Raw genomic sequence first — 20432 nt, forward strand, 5'->3', positions numbered from 1 at the left:
ATTTACCCGCTCACACCTACCCTCTTTCCCTCCCCGCCGCTCTTGGCCTTGGGGCCGTGCGGCGCCGCACGGCCCGAAGGCCACCTGGTCCGGTACAGAGTCAGCGTGTCCTAATCGCATTGCAGGGAGTCCTGAACTGCCCCCGTGATTTGCGGCTCACTTGAAAGACGGCATGATTGTTGCGTGGCTGAACCCATCGCTGAGGCTGAGGCGTACATCCAGTTCCGGCTGGGTGAGCTCGCATCGAGGAACGAGCATCATCGTTTCGAGGAGATCGCCACCCGGATTGCCCGCAAGCGCATCAGCTCGAACATCCTGATCGCGACGGGCCCGGTCACTTCGGGTGGTGACCAGCAGCGGGACGCTGAGACCTACACCACCCGGATCCCGGACGAGTTGCCGCACTCTGCGGGCTTCTCGGCGTCTGCTTCGACCGCGCCCGTGGTGGTGGCGTGCACCGTGCAGCGGGAGAAGCTGAAGAGCAAGATACTTGATGACTTGGCCGGCATCTGCGACGAGGATGCGGACTCTGTCTCTCATGTCGCGTTCTTCAGCGTGCATGCGATTTCGGAGGGCGTCACGCATGACCTGAAGAAGACGGCTCGTGAGACGTACGGGGTAACGCTCGATGTCTTCTGTGGTGCTGACATCGCGACCTTTTTGGCCGAGCCGGACCTGGTGTGGGTGGCCCGGCACTATCTAGACCTGCCGTCGTCGTTGGTGCCACCGCCGGAGGGCGAGTCTGCGCCGGGGTGGTACGCCGACTTGTTAGAAAGGCTGCGCCAGAACCATGGCCCGGCGGCTCTGACCCCTGCGACTCAGGGCGAGGTGACGCAGGGTCTGCGATTCGCGACGTGGGACAAGGGCGCGAACGCAGATCTGCCCGAGTGGCTGGACTTTATGGGCGCGTTCTTGGCTGATTCGGAGGATGGTGAGGACTCCGAGCTGGTGTTCCGGGCGTGCTATGAGATGGCCGTCGCACGGTTCAGGGGCATGGGGGTGGCGGCCGGTGTTGAAGATCTAGTCCGCCGGGCCCTTGCGTTCGCGTGCCGAAGCAGCCATCCGAATGTTGTCGAGGACGCCGTGACCTTGGTCTCCTACTGGGGGGTTATGTGGTCGAGCGGCGTTGGGCGGGCCGAGGTCACCGAGATTTCGGACGCCGTGGAGCAGTTGCGTGTGCACGTAGGAGGCTTGATCGCGGGAACGGATCCCTCGACTCATCCGATACGTGCTGCGTCGTTGACCGGGACACTTGTGTTCCTTCACCTAGTGCCCAATTGGCGAAAGGCGGAGCAAGAGCGCGGCCGACCGCAGCGGGTGGCGGTGGCCGCGAACGTCGGGGTGAAGCTGGACGAGTTCGAGGTAGATACCTCGGCGCTGGTCGAGGATGACTTGGTAGACGCCGATTCGGCGATGAAGAACCTGGAAACGCTGGTTGGCTTGTTGCCGCGTGCGCGTGCGTACTCAGTGACTCAACTGGCGAGGGTGTTCACCATGTTTGCGCCGCTCGTGTCCGAGCATCCGTCCTATGTCAAGGTCCGCGACGGTCTTGATGCGGCTACGGCCGAAGCCCAGGGTCAGGCAGCGACGGCTGAGCGATGCCGAGATCGCACGGCGGCGTTCATGAAGGCCGGGAAGCCGCTGGAAGCTCTGCTCGAGCTGCATAACGCGAAGGCGAATTGGTTCACCGGCGACACGCTGTACGGCGCGGTGTTCGCGATGCGGTTCATCGGCAAACTGTTCGCTGAACTGAATCTGATGTACGCGGCGAAGATGTACGCGTGCAGCGCTGCAGCCCTGGCATCCGCGCACGGTGATGCGGACGTAAAGCCTCAACTTCCGAAGGCTCTGTTGGAGGCGGCACAGCACTCCCAACATGCGGGTTGCTGGGCTGACGCCGCAGGACTGACCGAGATCGCGCTGATGGCCCGCGCCCAGTACCTGACCGACCCGTTCGACTTCGAGAAGCATCCGGACCTGGAACGCCACAGGACGAACGAAGCCTTGGAACTGTCTGCGGTCCGGAAGTTTTGGCCCACGCTTGAGACCCTCATCGCCGAAGCACACTATCGCACCGAGTGGTTTGACCTATTGACATCAATGATTTCCGGATCGGGTGCCGAGTACGAGATGTCCGAGGCTGAATTCCAGCAGGCCGCTGCAGAGCAGCTCGCCGGGCCCGTGTTCGGTGATGCCGGTCCCACCCGCATCGTCGACTTCGAGGCGCTCGGTGTGCGATGGATCTTCAGCTACGGCAATGACCGGACCACCGTCCTAGCATCGGAAGGACTCGTGGCGGCATTCCAGATCCTACTTGCCGACATCGCGCTTCACCACCCGGTCCTCATTAAGAGCACGGTCCGCGTGAGCGTGGATGTAAGGACTGACGCGGGCCATGAGGTCGACAAAGTTGATATCGACGACGCCGAACCAGAGCTTCGTGCCGACATTGTCCTGTCCGCAGACTTCACCGACAGCGACGTGCGCGAACGGTCATTGGTCGCGACATGCTTTCAGCTCCTGCACGCTGTCCACGCCCGGCCGGCAGCCGACCTTCAGGCGCTGATGGAGCCGATGATCAAGGCCGGTCTCATGCACAAGCTCTTCATCGGGCGGCCATACGAGGAGGTGGCCGGACTGCTAGACGACCAGCACTATGCAAGGTGTGCTGCTGCGACTCGACCAGCGTCCTCGGCCGGGTTCAGTCCGAGAGCACCAGCTCCGCTGGCCGCGTCCACGCGTGCCGGCTCCGGCTACGACCGCGGCGCGGCGATTCAGGCCATCCGCGAGCGGTACGAGGTTGCAAACCAAGCCTTGCTGTACACGTTGCCCCGACTGCTTGCAGACGAGACCTGCCGCGCGAGGATCGTTCGTTTGCGAGAGGCCGGATGGCTCGACTGGCAAATCTTGGTTGTCCTCGTCAATGTCGCCTGGAACTGGCGGATCTTGAAGGCTGGCATCAGGCCAGGCTTCGGCGACCCAGCAGCGGCGATGCGGCTGGCGAGAGAGCCAGAAACCAAGGCGTCGCCAGAAATTCCGCTTGAGATCTTCTCTGACGTCGCTCTCGCCACCCACACCTTGATGCAGACCACCACGGTGGCGCAACGTTGGGGCCTTCGGGGTCGGCAGGAGCGGCCTACTGAGGAAGCGATGAGAGATCTGCTCGTACGTCGGTACCGCTACGGGATGGACGACATCCCGCACCGCGATCTACTCGACTGTGTGGACGAGGGCGGGCGACTCCGTCGCTTCCTTGAGGCGGACACCGTCAGGGAGTAGATCGTAAGCCGAGATGCTCTTGCCGCGGCATGTCGCGCCCGCTGAGACAGCTCAGGACGCAGAACTCATAAACACATGTACTTGACGGGAAACGCCGCCGTGATCCTGGGCGACGGGACCATCCTCGCCGACGCCGCTTTGTGAGCGCCAGTAGGCCTGCGATTGCAAGAATCGCCGGCCCACTGCCCGAGCCGCGGGCGCCCGAGTAACAGCGACCGCGGCCCCACCGCCTCGGTGGGGTCCCACGCGGCATGGAGTTCGTCTGAGGCGTGGTGTCGAGGTTCATCACCACGGTGTTGCCACCGGCGCGGGCCATGAATTGGCCACATGATCGCCCCGACGTGAGTGGGGCCCCGTCCATTGTCCTGACGGTCGGGCGATGCTCTTCCGCAACTGGATCCGGCACGCCGGTCACTACTCCAGCCGCTACCGCGACCCTGTCCAGCCAGGCGAATACAGCGACGACGCCCAGCTGCTACTCGCGACCGCCCGCGCGTGTCTTGCCGGCGACCGCTGGTGGCAGCGGCTCACCGAGGCCGAACTCCCGACCTGGCTGCTCTACCAGCGCGGCGGTGGCGGAGCAGTACTTCGCGCCGCCGCCGCATGGTCCTCCGGCCGCCCACCCTGGGACGCTGGAAAGTCGGCCCGGGCCCAAGACTCACTTGCCCGATACCGCAACGCCGGCGCCAACGGCATCGCCATGCGCATCGCCCCCCACGTGCTGTGGGCCGATACCCCTCGCGCCCTCATCCAGGGTGTCGTGCGCGACGGCATCACCACTCATGCACCCCCGAGCCCTGGTCGGCGCGCTCGTCTACGCCTTCGCCCTACGACACGCCGCCCAGACACAAGCCACCCACGGGTTCGGAGACAGCATTGAAGCCGCCGCCGGCGGCCTCATCGACGCCGACCAGATCCTCCCGGAACTGCCTGCAGGCTGGGCCACCAGCAGCGAGCTCGATCAGTTCGCCGAAGCTTGGCGCGACACCAACAAAGAAGCACAGCAACTGCTGGAGATCATCGCGGACTCGCTACACCAAGGCGCCATGAGCCACGGACCGCGTCCGCTGACGCAGAGATCACCGCCTGCACGAACGTCTTGATCATCGCCTGCAACACGTCCGGCGACGCGTCCTCGATTTGCTCGCGCAGCGGCCAACAGAAATCGCATTCTCTGGTGCGGCCATCGCGTTCTCTCGTCCTTCTCCGACTTGGTCGCCTTGAAGGACGACACGATGGCGTCTCTCATCTACGCAACACCCATCACGGGCAAGCCGTACACCACTTCCCTGGACGCAACCATTCTGGGTTCATCGCTGCTTGAAGTATTTAAAAAGATGCCGCTCCCGCGTCTGCAGCACTGCAGCCATGGCGCCCAGGATGGCTCCTACTGCACCCAGCATAAACGTTTGAAGCCCCAACATCGTTAGGAAATGGCTTACATCTAGCATTTTGCCCAGCTGGAAGCAGGCGAGCCAAGCTGCAGTCACACAAAAAGCACTCCCACACCACGCCAGTGTCTCGATGGCAACTTGAACAGCTTGGTCGATGACCTTGACTCCCACATGACGAGCGGACGACAGTTCGAGCCGTCGGAGCCACACGGAGAAGAAGCCGGCAAATCCGCCAAACACTAGGCAAACAAGAGGAAGGTATCGTGTCGGGCGTTGCTCAAATCGAGACGCGCCGTCGAAATCATCCCCCAATCTAGGGTTCAACTGCTGAACTCGCGCGTTGTCGGCAGAGAGCGCCCCGACGGTGAGCGTCGAGCGCAGGAGCGAAGCTACCGGAGCTCCTGTTGGCCAAACGACGACCCAGCACTCGTCAAACACGTCACCAACTGGCACAGGGCTTAGCACCGCAGATTGAAGGGTCGGCAGGCGACCATCATCTGGATATCCGTAAACGCCCGAGACCGAGGACTCGCCACGCGTAGTGGCAATCGACCATAGATCTTCCGGTCGCCCAAGGGATTCGGCTAACGCCTCGGACACGAACACGCCGTCCAGTGAATTACTATCGCGCCGTTGAATCAACGGCAACACACTAGTGAAACCGGGAGAAATCTCTCGGAAAGTCACACCGGCTTGAGGAAGTGCACGCACTATGGGCTGCTCAGCCCCGACCCGTAAAGCGCCGGCACCAACAACACCCTCTAGCTGCGCCAGTTGTTCACAAGACCGTCCGTCAATATTCCCAGGGGCGTTAATGAGATAAGTCGAGCCACCACTACTCTTAAACTCTCGACCATCTTCTATAACTTTGGATGTTACGCTTAGATCGAGGTACGCTAGAGTACCAGTAATTGCCACAAGCATTATTGTCCATGACAAAGCCCTCGTGGTCCCGGAGATGACATTGCGCCAAGCCTCTCCGAAGATAGCAGCAACTTTCAATGTTGGCTCAACTCAATCGAGCGATGGCAAGCGTCGCGAGTTCGAGAATCATGCGTTGCCACCATCACCAGCATGCCGGCGCTCACTAGAACGCCGATCGTGTCAATAACTGTCAGGGAACTCGAAGCGTCTAATTGGGCAGTGGGCTCGTCGATTAGCAGCAGATCTGGGCCGGATGCTAAGGAACGCGCGAGCATCAGACGCTGAGCCTCGCCTCCGGAAAGTTTGTGGAACTGTTCATGGGCTACTCGAGAAAGCCCGAAATCAGACATTACTTCGAGAGCCTTCTCGGTCGCCTCGCGACGGCCAGCGCCTGCCGCTAGCAGTGGTTGAACAATATGGTCCAGAGCCGATCGTCGGGCGACACCGTGTGGATTCTGGAACACCCACCCAATACGTGATACGCCTGCCAACTCCAAATCTCCGTGAGTTGGCTTGATCCATCCGGCGATTATTCCGAGTAAAGTACTTTTCCCCGATCCAGACGGACCCGTCAGAGCAATCAACTCACCCGGTCGAACTTCGAAGGACAAGTCCCGAAACAACCAATGATTGTCTTGGTACGCATGGGAGAGATTCTTCGCTATTACTCGCATCGCAAATCAGCGTCCGGTTGGGTTTGGACCTTCAAACCAGTCGATTGTATCGACTCCCAGGTGATCAACGACCGGCCAAGAGAGGAGCCGACGATAGAAACCGGGTACATCACATTCGTTGGTGAGTAGACACACGCATCCCCACTCTGCGAGAAAACGATCGCGGCAGCTGGAACACTAGCGACGGGAATGGCTTCCTTCAGCGAGTAGTTCGCCATCAAAGGTACCTTGCCGTCGGACTGAAGCCAGGTTCTGTATTCGGGCCCGCTCTGCAGCCGACTGAGATCCTCAGCCTTTGTGATTCTTCCAGTGGAATCCACCTGCAGGCTCGTCTCGCCGACTGATAACTGCCGGTCACCCGGGACGAGTTGTGCCGGTAGGGCTCGGATCCGTGCCGAGTCGACCTCGGGCGTCAAGGCCGCGATTGCTGATCCGGCCGTTACCTGCTGCCCAACGGACACGAGACAAGCTTGAACGGGCTGGGTATGGGGCGGAAGCCAGACAAAAACAGAACGTGATAGTTTTGAACCCTTCCATTTGAGCCCGGCCTTAGTCAAGTATTTCCTAGCTGCTTCTATTGTTACGCTGTCGAATCGCGCCGTCTTGGGGACCCGGTATCCCGCTAGAGAGAGCGCCTCCTGAAGGGACAGAACATCTCTGCCCTTGACACCGCGCGTGAAATCTCGCCAAAATGGAGTAGCGGTAGCAATAGTCACATGAGGTTCTCCGTCTACCTCGACGATTGCGCGACCCAGTTGGAGCGGGTTGCCGGGCCGGCAGGCAACATTAGTAACTGTGCCGGATACGCCGATTATCGCTTTGAACTCTGTGCCGACCTCCGGAAGAAGTTCGACTTGACGCTTGTCATCAAAGGTCTGAGGGACGGCATCCATTGTTCCGTTGGTGCTGGACCTCGCGAGCTCCAGGGGTCTCGGGTTCTCCCGCACCAACGCCAGAGCTGAAAGAGCTGAAATTGCGGCCACGAGACAGGCCCCTAGAACAAGCGTTCCTATGGAGGACGACTTTACGGCCTCTCGCAGTGCACTGCGACGCTCAGTCGTCCTTCCGGATTCTCTCTTCACGGACAACACCAGAACTCTCTAGGTCAACGAAGTATGCGACCACTCCGTAGGCCTGTTAATCTACCTGCCCACGCAATGGCCGCATACCCGGAGCACCGACTGGCTAGAAACGAGCCGCGCCCATTCTCCAACACAGTTGGTAGCTAAGCATTCCGCCGAGACTCATCACCAAGGTGCGAAATCCCAGTTGGTCCAGCTGGAACCGGTGTTCGCCCTCACCGCGTTGCCGGCATTCGTGCCCCTGCTGTTACTAACGAACGATGTGAAGTACTGAATTGGGCCGGTGTAGGTCTTGACCACGCTGCTCTCATAGCGGTCAATCCGAGCCTGCACTTCAACACAGTCCACATTCTCGACGTTAGTGGCAGTCGACGTCTTGGATGGCGAGACGCGGCAGGGACCCATGCTCAGTGCCCACGCCGGCTGCCCCACAACCGTAATGGCTCCCGATGCGACAACCCCCACCACCGCGACTCGGACCAACGCCTTGCGGACTTTACCGAAGCCTAGCATTCCCCGTTGGGTCATGGATCCTCCTTGTAAGGCGAACACCATCGATGCGAATGCGTTGATCCTTCCAGGCTCCAGGCTCATGGTCAAGCCCACGAAGGCTCGGACGATTTGACCGCTGTCTGCCTGCCTTCGGTCGGTCCCCCCACGGCGAATTGATGGTAGATTGAGGGCGATTAGTCCGCTTTGACCTCTCCCCGACACGCCATAGTTATTGACCAAGACGAAATGCCGGTCTATCGTCAACGGATCTTGCGACGACGGGTGACACAGCTTTCTGCCGGCTATTCAAGCAACCGATAGCTAAAGGTTAGACTCACGCTAGCCAGAAAGGCGCTTCTGCACATGCTCCGAGGTCAACTGATGTCTGTGGCGGCGTTGCTGGCCCTCACCTCGATCACTTCTTGTTCGAGTAAGACGGAACCCGCCGACCCCTATAGTGCAGAAATTCGGCGGGCCGCAGCGACGGCGACTTCGGACTTTGAGAAAGAAGCGCTTTCGGATTCGAAAGTCAGTAGAGCAGAGTACGAGGAAGCCGTCTCTCGCTTCATCGAATGTGTTAGACAGAAGGGTGTCGCGATCGAAAAAATAGATCAATTCGGATATTACATCTATGAAACCATTACGGCTCCCAATGCTCTCGCTGCGCAGGATGAATGCAACAAGGGCACAAAAGCGGTTATCGAGCCGTTGTACGTCAGCCGGCTTACGAACCCCAACAAGGCCGACCCCAATCAGCTATTTGCCGCGTGCCTCCTAAAACACGGTGCTGCGCCTGCTGGCTATTCAGCGGAGACTGCGAAACGCGACAAGAGTGAGAGTTTCGCGAACGCCCCCTACGACTCTTCTGATCCCCGCGTCACCCAATGCCTTGCCAATCCGGTGCTCTAGTTACTGCCGTAACAACGAACGCTCTCACGCGTTGGACGATACGCCGCTCTGGTCTGTCGTCACCTAGGCGACATTGCGGCGGTCAGGCGGCGGCGGATCTTATACGAGTGCGGCGCGGCTGTTCAGAATCACTCGCCGGGAGTCGGCGACACGGTCGGTCGTAATTGTTGTGCTGTCCCGCATCGCGCAGGCGAGGGTTCGGATGCGCCGCATCGCGGTGTCCACGTCGTCGTCGGATGTGCTGGGCAGGGTGATCGCCGCTTGAACGTAGCGGACGCCGATCTTTAAAGCCGGCCGCGAGGCGGACTTGCTCTGGTCGAGCGCCCAGCCGTGATGATGCCACCGCTTCCGGCTCGGTCTGCGCACCAGAATAGGATGCGTCAAGTGAGTTTCGACTTCATCGAGAAGCAGCCCGCGCCGGATGACCAGGTGATCTGGTATCCATTCGCTGAGAACAACGACTTCAGCCTGAGCTGGTGGGACTACCGCTCCCTTGACGGGGACAAGTCATACACCTTCTTGGAGGTCCGCCAGGGCGGTGCCGAGGTGGCGCGGATCGAGCTTGATTCCGACGTCATGATCGATCACTACGTCGGAACTCCTGAGTTGGGCAATTCGGCACTTGAGATCGAACTGATCGAGGTTGCGGAGCCGCAGCGACGTCGAGGTGTCGGCACGAAGATCATCCGGGGGTTGGTGTCCAGGTACCCCGATCGACGACTGCTCGCGTTCAGCGAGGAAGCCGACGACTTCTGGGCGTCGCTGGGATGGACGCGATACGACCATCCAGAGGGGGCGTCCTACCGTCCCTTGTTCATCCAGACGTCCGCTGGAGTCTAAGAGCGTGTTTGAGAAGCCAAAGCCCTGGGTCGGCGACTGGACTTGATGACGAGTTTGGAGAATGGCCCGGTGTTGTCGCTGCGCTGGGACGTCAAGAACGTGGGATCGGCTGACCTGCACTGGGTGGTGGGATCTGATGACCTTACGGTTCACACCACCTACCTTGGGGACGGGCTTGGCTCGCTGTTGCAGGCCGCTCTTGATCTCCAGCTGGGATCCAGCGCAACGGTCGCGCTTTTAGTAGCTGAACCCGCTGGTACCTGGTTCATCTTCTCGGGCGCGACCGAAGAGGTGTATGTCCAGATCGTGGAGTTCGATGATGTCGGTTCGGACGACCATCGGTGGAGCGGTGGTGTCAGCCGGTGGCATGGCCGCGTTGAGGTGGCCGGCCTGATCTCTGCGGTGCAGCGTATGGCGGAAGAGGCCCTCGATCGCGCCGGTTCTCTGGATCGCTACCAGCGGAACTGGGGCGGAATTCCGTTCCCGTCGGAGAAGCTGGCCGCGCTCCGGCAGGCGTGAATCTGCCGACCATCAGCCTCGCATCGCAGAACCGGTCAGGAGCCCCGGGTGCGCCGAGGCGGTTGGGAAGGTATCTCATGCGTCGTCTGGCCAGCGCCGGCGTTGCTGACGGATAGCGGGTCCGCCTCGGGTGAGACGGCGGAGCATGCCGTTGATCGCGGCCCAGCGGATCATCGCTTCGGAGGTGGCCGGGTGGCGTTCGTAGTCTCGGGCCAGCCACCGGTGTGCGGTCAGCCGCGCAAGCGAGCGTTCGACGACCCAACGTCGGGCGATCACCGCGAACCCTTTCTGGCCAGGGGCCTTACGCACGATCTCCAGGGTGGTGCGCAGGATCCGCTGGCACCAGTCGACCAGCACTCCGGCAAAGCCTGCGTCGGCGTAGACGAACCTGACTGGGGTGAACAGGTACGCCGACAGCAGGGTGGTCTTGGCCCCGTCGCGGTCCTGCACGCTCGCGGCCATGACGCACACGACCAGCAGAAGCCCGAGGGTGTCGGTGACGATGAACCGCTTGCGGCCTTTGACTTTCTTGCCCGCGTCGTAGCCGCGGGTCTGATACGGCACGGTGTCGGCGCCCTTGACGCTTTGGGAGTCGATGATCCCGGCCGAGGGCTCCTCGGCACGGCCGTGGGCGGCGCGGACCCGCCGCCGCAGCACGACCAGCATTCGCTCGGTGACCTTGCCGTCCTCCCAGCGGGTGAAGTACCAGTACACGGTCTGCCACGGTGGGAAGTCGACCGGCAGTTGCCGCCACGAGCAGCCGGTCCGCACCACATACAAGATGGCGTCCACCAGGTCGCGGCGCGGATGCTTCTCCGGCCGGCCGCTGGTTCTCCGTGGAGGCAGCAGCGGCTCGACGAGAGCCCATTGGGCGTCGGTCAGGTCCGAGGGGTAGCGGCGACGCAGGCGCGGCATCCGACCACTATGGACAACGGCGGCGGAGCTGTCACGACAACGGACCGCTGAACACGAAGACTTCTCAAACACGTTCTAAGGCATGTGCGTAAGCCTGGTCAGAGCCATTCGCAGATGATGGGTGATGGCCAGGACGGCCTCGAACCGGACGGCCTCGCAGTCGTAGCGGGTTGCCACGCCGCGGTGGCGCTTGGGTCGGGCTACGCCGTTTTCGACGCCATGTCGTGTCCGCTGGGGGTTCCCGGTCGAACTTTGGCGGGCGTCCGCTGCGGCTGCCTCTATCTTTGCGATGGGCGTTCTGATGCTCAAGCAGGGCGACTGGTGGGGCCGTGGGTGTTCCGTGGGTGGCCGGATGCCGGCGACCGTGGACGGATTGTATGCCTAGATTCTGGATTTCGACCACGAGCAATCTTGGATCAGACAAACACAACGGGTGACGACCGCAGTGACCTGCTGATACGCGGTGGCATGTTCCTGGATTCGCGCCCAAGAGTTCGGACGAAAATGGATTCCGTTAAGTAACGGTGGCAAAAAGCGCTTCTGAAAATTAAAAGTCCACAGCTCTGCCATTGAGCTAGCGGCCCGCGCGCTCAGGTTACCTGACAGTCAGCGATGCCGGCTCTCGGCTTCCGGCCGGCCGCCGATGCCTCATCAGCGCACGTGATCAACACCAGATCGGCGCTGTGGCGGTGTCCGGGGCGGGGGATAGCCCCAGGTCGGCGACGTGGAGTGGATCAAGCAGCGAGCGGGTGGAGTGGATCAAGCAGCGAGCGGTGGAGCGGGTCGAGCGGTGGGCGGGCGTGCATGGCCAGGGGTGGTCGGGGAATGGCAACGGTCATGAGGGCGAGCGGCAGCCCGGCCGTGGCGGCGTCCGGGGAGGAGATCGGGCCGGACGGCGTACGTCAGCCGGGTGGGGAAGCGCACGCCTGGCTGCCCGGCCAGAACCAGACGGTCTGCGGCCTGGCCCTGAGCCGTACCCGGCTGCGTCGCTTCCCGCACGTGCGCTTCGACTACTCGGGCACCGACGTGCTCACCGAAACCGACACGGTGGGTTGGATCTGCTCGCGCTGCCTGGCGGCCACGACTGGCCGGCGCGGCAAGGAGAAGCACGGCTGGGCCCGGAACTCGCCTCGCCCTTGATCGACTCGGCTTCCGGAAAGCCGGGGCATCCGAGCGGCCGGGACGCCCCGGTTTCCGGGAGACCGAGTCGATCTAGCGGCCCGAAGCTGGGACGGACGGTGGTTGAGGGCCTGCTGGGCGGGTACGGGTCGGGCATGCGGATCGTGGTGGTGGGGGCGAGCGGCAACGTCGGTACGGCGGTGCTGCGGCGGCTGCGCCGGGAGCGCGGTGTGGAGCTGGCCGGGGTGGCCCGGCGGTTGCCCGGCCCGGATGCCGGTACGCCGTACGACCAGGTGGAGTGGCACTCCTGTGACATCGGCGCGCCGACTGCTCCGGCCCAGTTGGCCGAGATCTTCGCTGGCGCGGACGCGGTGGTGCACCTGGCCTGGCAGATCCAGCCCAGCCACGATCAGCGGGTGCTGCGCCGGACCAACGTCGACGGCAGTCGGGCGGTGTTCGACGCGGTGGTGCGGGCCGGGGTGCCGGCGTTGGTGTACGCGTCGTCGGTCGGCACGTACGCGCCCGGTCCGAAGGACCACCCGATCAGCGAGCGGTGGCCGGCCACCGGGGTGTCCGGATCGTCGTACAGCGAGCACAAGGCAGAGGTCGAGGCGCTGCTGGACGGGTTGGAGCGGGAGCACCCGACCGTGCGGGTGGTACGGCTGCGACCCGGGTTGATCTTCCAGAGGGACGCCGGCGTGGAGATCACCCGCTATTTTCTCGGCCCGTTCGCGCCGGTACGACTTTTGCGCTTCGGGCGGATTCCCCTCGTACCCACGAACCGACGGCTGCGGATGCAGGCGGTGCATGCCGACGATGTGGCTGACGCGTACGCGAGGGCGGTCATGGGTGATGCGCGCGGCGCTTTCAACGTCGCCGCGGACCCCGTGCTGACTCCGGAGCTGGTGGCTCGGCACTTCCACGGTTGGACGGTGCCGGTCGCGGCGCCGGTGCTGCGGGTGGCGGCGGCCCTGACGTGGCGGGCACGGCTGCAACCGGTCGACGCGGGCTGGGTCGAGCTGGGTCTGAACGCGCCGTTGATGTCCAGCGAGCGGGCGGAGGCCGAGTTGGGCTGGTCGCCCAAGATCGACGCGCTGACCGCGCTCAAGGAGCTGTTCGCCGGCATGGCCGGTGGCGAACACACGGCCAGCCCGCCCCTGTCCGCCGCAGCCCAGCAGCCCGGTCGCCCCACCGGCCTCCTGGCGGGCCGTCCCCCGGGCCAGGGGAACCCCTACTGATGATGATCAAGAAGTTCGCGTCATCAGACGGGCGAAATCTGACGCAAACCTCTTGATCACCGCGCTCAAGGGGGAGGGGGGCGGGATCAGCTCAGGTTTGCGCCTAGGAAGAAGATGCCGGGGTGGCCGGGGGTCTCGAACTTGCCGCTCGGGTTGCGGCGCAGGGTCGAGCTTTCGATCTTCATCGTGCCGGTGCGGTTGTTGCTGACGAAGAAGATCGCTCCGCCGCCCTCGTTGGCCTTGTTGTTCTCGATGATCGTGCCGGCGATGCGGACCGCGAACTCGTTGCCGTCGCAGTAGATCGCCCCGCCGCTGCCGCCGCCGGGGGTGCCCGACTTGGCCGGGTTGGCGCCGTTGCCGATCGCCTCGTTGTTCCTGAACAAGCTGTTCAGCACCGTCCACGACACGCCGATGCTGCTCAGCGCCCCTCCGTTCGAGCAGGAGCCGCCGTCGAAGGTGCTGCTCACGACGTACACCGGCTTGTTCTCGTACTGGCTGAGCACCCGCACGGCCGCGCCGCCCAGGTCCGGGCCGGTGCGGTCGCAGCGGTTGTGGACGAAGCGTGAGTTGACGACCTTGAGCCGCCCCCCACGTACGAAGATCGCGCCGCCGCCGCCACCCTCGGCCTTGTCGCCGGTGGAGTTGCCGTCGGCGAAGGTCAGATTCTGCACGGTGAGTTGCGGGTGGTCCTGGTTCTGGCAGTGCGAGGTGGTCCAGCCCTGGGCCTCGTCGCAGGTGTTCATGTAGAGGATGCGGCGCTGCCCCTGGCCGCTGAGGGTGACCTTGCCACCGCCGTCCAGCACGACCTTGGGTCCGTTGGCGTTGCGGACCTTCGCGGTGGCGGCCATCTTGATCGTCACCGGGGCCGGTCCGCAGTTGAACGCGATGACACCACCGGCGGCGACGGCCTTCACCACGGCTGCGGAGGTGCAGCTCGCCGGGGTGCCGGTGCCGATGGTCCGGGTCGGCTTCGAGGTGTCCACGGCACGGGCCTCGGTGGGCACGCTCGCGTGGCCGTTCGGATTGCCGGCTGCGGCGACCTTCGCGGCGGGCTTCGGGCTGGCGCTGGCCCCGGGACCGCCGAGGGCGTCGCGTCCCGCCGGCACGACGTCCTGGTCGCCGGTCGCCACGCTCTGCGGCGTGGCGGACGGCGCGGCGTTCGGCGTCGGCTTGTCGGACGCGCACGCGGGCAGGGTCGCGGTGGCGACACCGAGGACGAGCAGGGCAGCAAGCGACGTCATGCGCACCAGGTGATGCTAGGAGCCCGGACGACCCCGCGACGAATCCGCCATGCCGGTTTAATGCGCCGCTAAGCAACGGCGGTCCGCCGGGATGGCCGGTCAGGCGTGGGAGAGGGCGAACGCGGTCAGGAAGCCGGCGACCGTGATGAGACCGACGAGCAGGTGGGCGTCCTCGAACGCCTCCGGAACCATCGTGTCGGTGATCATGGCGAGGATCGCTCCGGCGGCCAGCGCGGTGATGGCGGCCAGCACCTCCGGTGGCGCGCCGCCGAGCAGCGTGTTGCCGACCAGCGCGGCGAGCCCGCTGATCAGCGCGATTCCGGTCCACAGCAGGAACACGTACCGTCGGGTCCGGCCGGCCTGGCGCATGCCCGCCGCGCTGGACAGCCCCTCCGGGATGTTGCTGAGGAACACCGCCACGACCGTGACCAGGCTGACCGCGCCGCCGGCCAGCAGGCTCGCGCCGATCACGACCGATTCGGGTACGCCGTCCAGGAGCGCCCCCACGGCGATGGCCGACCCGGAGCCGGGGTGTTCACCCTCGGACGGCTGCTGACCGCCCGAGCGCTTTCGGTTCCGCGCGCCGCGCCGGGCCAGGGCCACGTTGGCGAGGGTGTACGCGCCCGCGCCGCCGGCCGCGCCGATCACTGTCGGCAGCAAGCCGCCCTGGTCGTGCGCGACCTCGATCAGCTCGTACGAGACGGCGGAGAGCAGGACCCCCGCACCGAACGCCATGACCGACGCGATGAGTCGTTGGGGCACCCGCGCGAACCAGCCGACCGCCGCACCGATCAGCAGCGCCGACCCGGCCAGCAGTCCCCATCCACCCGCCTGTAACCACTCCGGCATTCCGGGGACCGTACCCGCTCGGGTGGGGACGGCAAACCGTGCTCAGAAGTCGGCGAAGAGGTACGGCACCGCGCGCGGGAAGATGCCGCGCAGCTCGGCGGCGGCATCGACCGGGACCTCGCCCAGCCCTCGCAACGGCAGCTCCGACGGGTCCAGCACTCCGTACGCCAGGGCGGAGAGTCCGGCCGCGGTGAGCGTGGCGGTGGGCGCCGGGCCGCTGTCGCCGGCAACGACCTCCAGGATGCCGGTCGTGCCGTCCAGCAGGTGCGTGCCGGCGAGCCAGCGGTCCCCGGCAAGCTCGACCTGGACCCGGCCCGCCCCGACGGGCAGTCCGTGCAGCGCGTCCAGCGACAGGAGCCGGGCCATCGGCGCCGACGAGCCCGGACGGCCCGCCCGCGCCTCGACGTGTACGTCCAGGTCGGTGAGCCACAGCTCGGGCAGCTCGTCCGGCGGGACCTGGACGCTCACCCGTTCGACCTGGTCGACGTGGCGGGCGAGGAACTGCAGCAGCAGCGTCCGGGCGAGCGGGTCGGTGGCGAGCAGTTCGCTGCCGTGCAACGTGCCGCCGTGCTCGTCGATCCGGTAGGTGAGCGCGCCGGTCACCTCGCCGTCCACCCGGGCGGTGAGCAGCCAGTGCTCGTCGCGGTCGCGCAACCCGACCGCCCGGTAGTCCGGGAACAGCGAGAAGCCGTGCCGGTCCCGCAGGCAGCGTTCGGTGAACGCGCGCCACGTCGGGTAGCCCGCCCCGATCCGCTCCCAGCCCACCTCTCCGGGGAGTTCGGCGCGCAGGAGCGGCCCCAGGTCGGCAGGGGTGAAGGTGACCGTGCGCGGCTTGGGCAGCCCCACGTAGCCGAACCGGGCGTAGAAGCTGGGCCGGAACGGGTAGAGCGCGCTGACCGTGTGCCCCTCGTCGCGCATCTCGTCGAGTAGCTGGTGCAGCAGCGTCCGTACGTGCCCCTGCCGGCGGGCCAGCGGATGGGTGGCCACCCCGGCGACGCCGGCCATCGGCAGCACCACGCCCCGCAGGTTCTGCCGCATCGGAATGGCCGAGGCGGCGGCGAGCGTGTCGCCGCCCTCCTCGACGATGAGCGTCGTGTTGCCCTCGCTGTAGGGCAGGTAGTCGCGGAACTGCTCGACCCGGGCGGCACCCAGCGGTGACGACTCGAACGCGTAAGCGGCCAGCGGGAAGCTGGTGGTGAGGCGGTCCTCGGCGGACACCCGGCGGATGGTCATCCGCTCATCTCAACCCGTCGAAATGAGCGGAGCAACCGGATTGGCCGGATCGGGTCAGCGGGTGGTGACGTCCGAGACGACGACCGTGACGTTGTCGGGAGCGCCGGCGTGGTGAGCCAGCTTCACCAACTGCTCGCCGCACTGCTGCCGGTCGGAGTACATGCCCAGGGCCGCCGCGATGTCGTTCTCCTCGACGTAGTCGGAGAGCCCGTCGCTGCACAGCAGCAGCCGGTCGCCGGGGACCACGGTGAGCACGCCGACCGCCGGTGGGGTGTCCGCGCCCTGCACGGCCCGGGTCACCAGGGAGCGCTGCGGGTGGTGCCGGGCCTGGTCGGGGGAGAGGGTGCCCTGGTCGACGAGCGCCTGCACGAACGTGTCGTCCCGGGTGAGCTGGGTCAGCTCCCCGTCGCGCAGCAGGTAGCAGCGGGAGTCGCCGACCTGGGCCAGCACCAGCGTCTCGGTGGCCAGCAGCGCGGCGGTGAGCGTGGTGCCCATCCCCTCGCGCGCCGGGTCGACGGTGATGGCGGCGTGGATGCGCTGGTTGGCGGTGCTCACCACGGCACGGAGCGCGTCTGCGGCCTCGTCCGGGTCGGTGGGCGGCGTCAGCTCGTCGAGGATGCGGATCACGATCTCGCTCGCCACCTCGCCCGCGGGCAGGCCACCCATGCCGTCGGCGACGGCGATCAGGCGGTCACCGGCGAGGGCCGAGTCCTCGTTGTTGGTGCGGACCAGGCCGATGTCGTTGAGGATGGCCGAGCGGAGGATCAGCGTCATGGTGCCAGCTTGCCAAGAACACCCCGCCTTCGTCTCTACGCACTACTGCGTAGGGTTGAGAAATGATGCCGGTGTCCATGGTCGGACGCGCCGGCGAGCTCGCCGAGCTCGACCGGGCGTGGTCCGCCGTGGCGGCCGCCGAGCGCCGCGCGCCGACCGTCGCGGTGCTCACCGGCGCGGCCGGTGTGGGCAAGAGTCTGCTGGTAGCCGCCGCGGTGGACGCCTTCACTCCGCGTCCGGCAGTGGTGCTCTCGGGAGCCGCCCGGGTGCACGGCCCAGCCCCGTACGACTGGTTGGCGGCGGTACTGACCGGCCGCGACACCGGATCGCTCGCCCTGCCGGCCGACGCGCTGGCGTGGCTCGCCCAGCAGCCCACCGCGCCCCGCGAGCGCTACGCCCCGGGCACCCTGCTGCGTCTCGCCGTCCGTACCGTCCAGTTGCTGGTGGGCGCCGGGCCGGCCGTGCTGGTCGTGGACGACCTGCACGCGCTCGACCCGGCCAGCGTCAACCTGGTCGGCGAGCTGGCCACCGTGGCCGAGCTGCCGGCGCTGCTGGTCGTCGCCAGCCGGCCCGCCGCCGACGCGGTGGCCCCGGACCTCACCCGCCGCGCGTTGGCGCGCCTGTGCGGGGTACGCGGCGTCGTCCGTCAACACCTCGGCCCGCTGCGCCCGGCCGAGGTCGCCGAGGTGCTGACCCAGGTGTACGCGGGCGGCAGCCCGTCGGAACGGCTGGTCACCTCGGTCTGGCGACACACCGGCGGCAACCCGTACGCGTTGACCGAGCTGCTGGCCGCGTACGCCGGGGAGGGGCCGGACGCGTTGCTGCGGCGGTTACCCGGACCGCGTACGCACCTCGGCCCGGCGGCGGCGGTCGATGTCGAGTTGACCGCCCGGGAGGTCGAGGTGCTGGGCTGCCTGGTCAACGGGATGTCGAACAAGCAGGTCGCGAAGGCACTGGGCATCTCGGTCCGCACGGTGACCGTGCACGTGTCGAACCTGCTGCGCAAGACCGGTTCGGCGTCGCGGACCGAGGTGGCGCTCTGGGCGGTACGTCGGCGGTTGCCGGTCCCCGCCCCGGTGGACTGAGCCGGGCTCAGCGGCGGGGGTAGCGCAGCAGCAGGCTCGCGGCGACCTCCTCGTCGCCCACCGCCGCGTACGTGTGCGGCACGTCGGAGACCCAGCGGAGGTGATCGCCGGCCGGGGCGGTCAGTGGCGCGTCGGCCGGACCGGCCCGCAGCACCCCGGCGAAGACGGTGATGTGTTCGGTGACGCCCGGCTGGTGGGCGGGGGAGGTCTGCACGACGCCCGGCGCGACGCGCATCCGGTACAGCTCGTAGGTCGCGTCGGTGTCGGTGAACACCTCCAGCAGGGTGGCGGTGACGGCGGTGCCGTGCGCGACGGGCCCGGGTGCCGGATCGGCGAGCAGGGCGGTGAACGGTACGCCGAGCTGCGCCGTGACCGCCCAGAGCGTCTCCAGGGTCGGGTTGCGGGTGCCGTTCTCCAGGCCGGACAGGGTCGCCTTTCCGATCCCGGCGCGCCGGGCCAGTGTGGACAGCGAGATTTCCCGCTCCTCGCGCAGGGCGCGTACGCGCCGACCGACGACGGCGGGGTCCACGTCGAGGCCCGGTCGGCCCACTGGTGGTTGCTGCGGCATCGGGCTATCGTGCTACACGCTGTCGTTCCGTAAACGGAACGCTCGGAAGGTGGTGGCATGGGCGGGCGCGCGCAACCGGTGCTGGCCGGCGTGGTGACCGCGCTGGTCGGCTTCGCCAGTTCGTTCACCGTCGTGCTGGCCGGGCTCCGCGCGGTCGGCGCGTCGGACGCGCAGGCGGCCTCCGGCCTGCTGGCCCTCTGCGTGACGTGCGGGCTCGCCGCCGCCTGGCTGGGCTGGCGGCACCGTATCCCGATGAGCGTCGCCTGGTCGACGCCGGGCGCGGCCCTGCTGGTGGCGACCGGGCCGCCGCCCGGAGGGTGGCCGGTCGCGGTGGGCGCCTTCCTCGTCTCCGGGCTGCTGATCGTCGCGGCCGGTCTCTTCCCACCGCTGAGCCGGGCGGTGGCCGCCATCCCCAAGCCGGTCGCCGGCGCGATGCTCGCCGGAGTGCTGCTGCCACTGTGCACCGCCCCGGTCCGGGCGCTCGTCGAGCTGCCCACCGTGGCCGGCCCGGTGGTGGCCGGCTGGCTGCTGCTGCACCGGTTCGCCCGCCGCTGGGCGGTGCCCGGTGCGCTGCTGGTGGCGGTGGTGGCGATCGCGCTGACCGCGCCGCCGGCCGGCCTGAGCGGTGCCGCGCTGATCCCGTCGGTCACCCTGACCGTGCCCGCCTGGAACGCGTCGGCGCTCGTCGGGCTGGCCCTTCCGCTGTTCCTGGTCACGATGGCGGCGCAGAACGTACCCGGCATGGCGGTGCTGGTCGGCTACGGCTACCGGCCGCCGTTCGGCGCCGCGCTGCGAGCCACCGGGCTGGCCAGCCTGCTGGCCGCTCCCGCCGGCGGACACGCCGTGAACCTCGCGGCGATCACCGCCGCGCTGGCCGCCGGCCCCGACGCCCATCCGGACCCGGAGCGCCGGTGGGTCGCCTCGGTCACCGCCGGCGTCGGGCTCGCTCTGCTCGGGCTGGGCGCTGGCGTCGCTACAGCCCTGGTCGCGGTCGCGCCGCCGATCCTCATCGAGGCCGTCGCCGGACTGGCCCTGCTGGGTGCGCTCGCCACCGCGCTCGCCGCGGCGGTGACCGACCCCCAGACCCGGGAGGCCGCCGTGGTCACCTTCGTGGTGACGGCGTCCGGGGTGACGCTGATCGGCGTGGGAGGCGCGTTCTGGGGGCTGGTCGCCGGCTGCCTCATGCTGCTGCTCTTCCGCCGCCGCCCGACCCGGCCCGTCTCGCCTTCCCCGACCGAGCCTTCCGGCCTGATCCACTCGGGTTCGTGAAAGGCGGGGTGTCCGGGCTGCGGTGACG

General features: G+C 66.3%; 20 protein-coding genes. 10 read left to right on the top strand and 10 right to left on the bottom strand.

Features of this window, described 5'->3' with window-relative positions:
- Positions 1–183: 183 nt before the first annotated feature.
- The 3 genes from ABZV06_RS21615 (at position 184) to ABZV06_RS21625 (ending at position 4382) form a co-directional block, all read left to right on the top strand.
- Positions 184–3279 (top strand): hypothetical protein, encoded by a 3096-nt coding sequence (locus tag ABZV06_RS21615; protein WP_355247386.1) that lies wholly within the window; start codon positions 184–186, stop codon positions 3277–3279.
- Positions 3280–3658: 379 nt separating this feature from the next.
- Complete coding sequence (locus tag ABZV06_RS21620; RefSeq protein WP_355247389.1) at positions 3659–4159, top strand: ADP-ribosylglycohydrolase family protein; 501 nt, start codon at positions 3659–3661, stop codon at positions 4157–4159.
- Positions 4062–4382 (top strand): hypothetical protein, encoded by a 321-nt coding sequence (locus ABZV06_RS21625; protein ID WP_355247479.1) that lies wholly within the window; start codon positions 4062–4064, stop codon positions 4380–4382. The genes ABZV06_RS21620 and ABZV06_RS21625 overlap by 98 nt, the downstream gene beginning before the upstream one ends.
- A gap of 207 nt (positions 4383–4589) precedes the next feature.
- On the opposite strand, the gene ABZV06_RS21630 is transcribed toward ABZV06_RS21625, so the two are convergent.
- From ABZV06_RS21630 to ABZV06_RS21640, 3 genes are all read right to left on the bottom strand, one after another.
- Positions 4590–5384: a hypothetical protein gene (locus ABZV06_RS21630; protein ID WP_355623640.1), complete on the bottom strand. Its 795-nt coding sequence runs from the start codon at positions 5382–5384 to the stop codon at positions 4590–4592.
- A gap of 287 nt (positions 5385–5671) precedes the next feature.
- A complete protein-coding gene (locus ABZV06_RS21635; RefSeq protein WP_355247395.1) occupies positions 5672–6271 on the bottom strand; it encodes an ATP-binding cassette domain-containing protein in 600 nt (199 codons plus the stop codon).
- 1247 nt (positions 6272–7518) lie between these two features.
- The gene (locus tag ABZV06_RS21640; protein ID WP_355623643.1) at positions 7519–7953 is read right to left on the bottom strand and encodes a hypothetical protein; all 435 of its coding nucleotides are present in this window, start codon (positions 7951–7953) and stop codon (positions 7519–7521) included.
- Positions 7954–8232: 279 nt separating this feature from the next.
- Between ABZV06_RS21640 and ABZV06_RS21645 the strand changes: the two genes are divergently transcribed.
- Positions 8233–8754, top strand: coding sequence for a hypothetical protein (locus tag ABZV06_RS21645; protein WP_355623645.1), 522 nt, complete (start codon positions 8233–8235; stop codon positions 8752–8754).
- A 99-nt stretch (positions 8755–8853) separates the two neighbouring features.
- On the opposite strand, the gene ABZV06_RS21650 is transcribed toward ABZV06_RS21645, so the two are convergent.
- Positions 8854–9120, bottom strand: coding sequence for a hypothetical protein (locus ABZV06_RS21650; protein WP_355247403.1), 267 nt, complete (start codon positions 9118–9120; stop codon positions 8854–8856).
- A gap of 18 nt (positions 9121–9138) precedes the next feature.
- Here ABZV06_RS21650 and ABZV06_RS21655 point away from each other — a divergent pair, with 18 nt between their 5' ends.
- Both ABZV06_RS21655 and ABZV06_RS21660 read left to right on the top strand, forming a co-directional pair.
- Positions 9139–9594 (top strand): hypothetical protein, encoded by a 456-nt coding sequence (locus ABZV06_RS21655; protein WP_355247406.1) that lies wholly within the window; start codon positions 9139–9141, stop codon positions 9592–9594.
- Positions 9595–9639: 45 nt separating this feature from the next.
- Positions 9640–10113 (top strand): hypothetical protein, encoded by a 474-nt coding sequence (locus tag ABZV06_RS21660; RefSeq protein WP_355247409.1) that lies wholly within the window; start codon positions 9640–9642, stop codon positions 10111–10113.
- A gap of 75 nt (positions 10114–10188) precedes the next feature.
- Here ABZV06_RS21660 and ABZV06_RS21665 read toward each other — a convergent pair whose 3' ends face one another.
- Positions 10189–11028, bottom strand: coding sequence for an IS5 family transposase (locus ABZV06_RS21665; protein ID WP_355247412.1), 840 nt, complete (start codon positions 11026–11028; stop codon positions 10189–10191).
- A gap of 825 nt (positions 11029–11853) precedes the next feature.
- Between ABZV06_RS21665 and ABZV06_RS21670 the strand changes: the two genes are divergently transcribed.
- Together ABZV06_RS21670 and ABZV06_RS21675 are read left to right on the top strand one after the other, a co-directional pair.
- Complete coding sequence (locus ABZV06_RS21670; protein ID WP_355623648.1) at positions 11854–12168, top strand: hypothetical protein; 315 nt, start codon at positions 11854–11856, stop codon at positions 12166–12168.
- A gap of 134 nt (positions 12169–12302) precedes the next feature.
- The gene (locus ABZV06_RS21675; protein WP_355623729.1) at positions 12303–13385 is read left to right on the top strand and encodes an NAD-dependent epimerase/dehydratase family protein; all 1083 of its coding nucleotides are present in this window, start codon (positions 12303–12305) and stop codon (positions 13383–13385) included.
- 86 nt (positions 13386–13471) lie between these two features.
- On the opposite strand, the gene ABZV06_RS21680 is transcribed toward ABZV06_RS21675, so the two are convergent.
- From ABZV06_RS21680 to ABZV06_RS21695, 4 genes are all read right to left on the bottom strand, one after another.
- A complete protein-coding gene (locus ABZV06_RS21680; RefSeq protein WP_355623732.1) occupies positions 13472–14626 on the bottom strand; it encodes a hypothetical protein in 1155 nt (384 codons plus the stop codon).
- Positions 14627–14725: 99 nt separating this feature from the next.
- The gene (locus ABZV06_RS21685; RefSeq protein WP_355247416.1) at positions 14726–15475 is read right to left on the bottom strand and encodes a ZIP family zinc transporter; all 750 of its coding nucleotides are present in this window, start codon (positions 15473–15475) and stop codon (positions 14726–14728) included.
- 42 nt (positions 15476–15517) lie between these two features.
- Positions 15518–16708 (bottom strand): GNAT family N-acetyltransferase, encoded by a 1191-nt coding sequence (locus ABZV06_RS21690; protein ID WP_355623650.1) that lies wholly within the window; start codon positions 16706–16708, stop codon positions 15518–15520.
- A gap of 54 nt (positions 16709–16762) precedes the next feature.
- The gene (locus tag ABZV06_RS21695) at positions 16763–17482 is read right to left on the bottom strand and encodes a protein phosphatase 2C domain-containing protein (protein ID WP_355247422.1); all 720 of its coding nucleotides are present in this window, start codon (positions 17480–17482) and stop codon (positions 16763–16765) included.
- Positions 17483–17544: 62 nt separating this feature from the next.
- On the opposite strand from ABZV06_RS21695, the gene ABZV06_RS21700 reads away from it, so the two are divergent.
- Positions 17545–18567 (top strand): AAA family ATPase, encoded by a 1023-nt coding sequence (locus ABZV06_RS21700; RefSeq protein ID WP_355623653.1) that lies wholly within the window; start codon positions 17545–17547, stop codon positions 18565–18567.
- Between the two features lie 7 nt (positions 18568–18574).
- Here ABZV06_RS21700 and ABZV06_RS21705 read toward each other — a convergent pair whose 3' ends face one another.
- On the bottom strand, positions 18575–19135 hold the full coding sequence (locus tag ABZV06_RS21705) for an XRE family transcriptional regulator (RefSeq protein ID WP_355623656.1): 561 nt from the start codon (positions 19133–19135) through the stop codon (positions 18575–18577).
- A 57-nt stretch (positions 19136–19192) separates the two neighbouring features.
- Between ABZV06_RS21705 and ABZV06_RS21710 the strand changes: the two genes are divergently transcribed.
- A complete protein-coding gene (locus ABZV06_RS21710) occupies positions 19193–20404 on the top strand; it encodes a benzoate/H(+) symporter BenE family transporter (protein WP_355623659.1) in 1212 nt (403 codons plus the stop codon).
- The last annotated feature ends 28 nt before the right edge of the window (positions 20405–20432 follow it).

The sequence above is a fragment of the Micromonospora sp. NPDC005172 genome, assembly GCF_040608555.1.
GTDB lineage: Bacteria > Actinomycetota > Actinomycetes > Mycobacteriales > Micromonosporaceae > Micromonospora.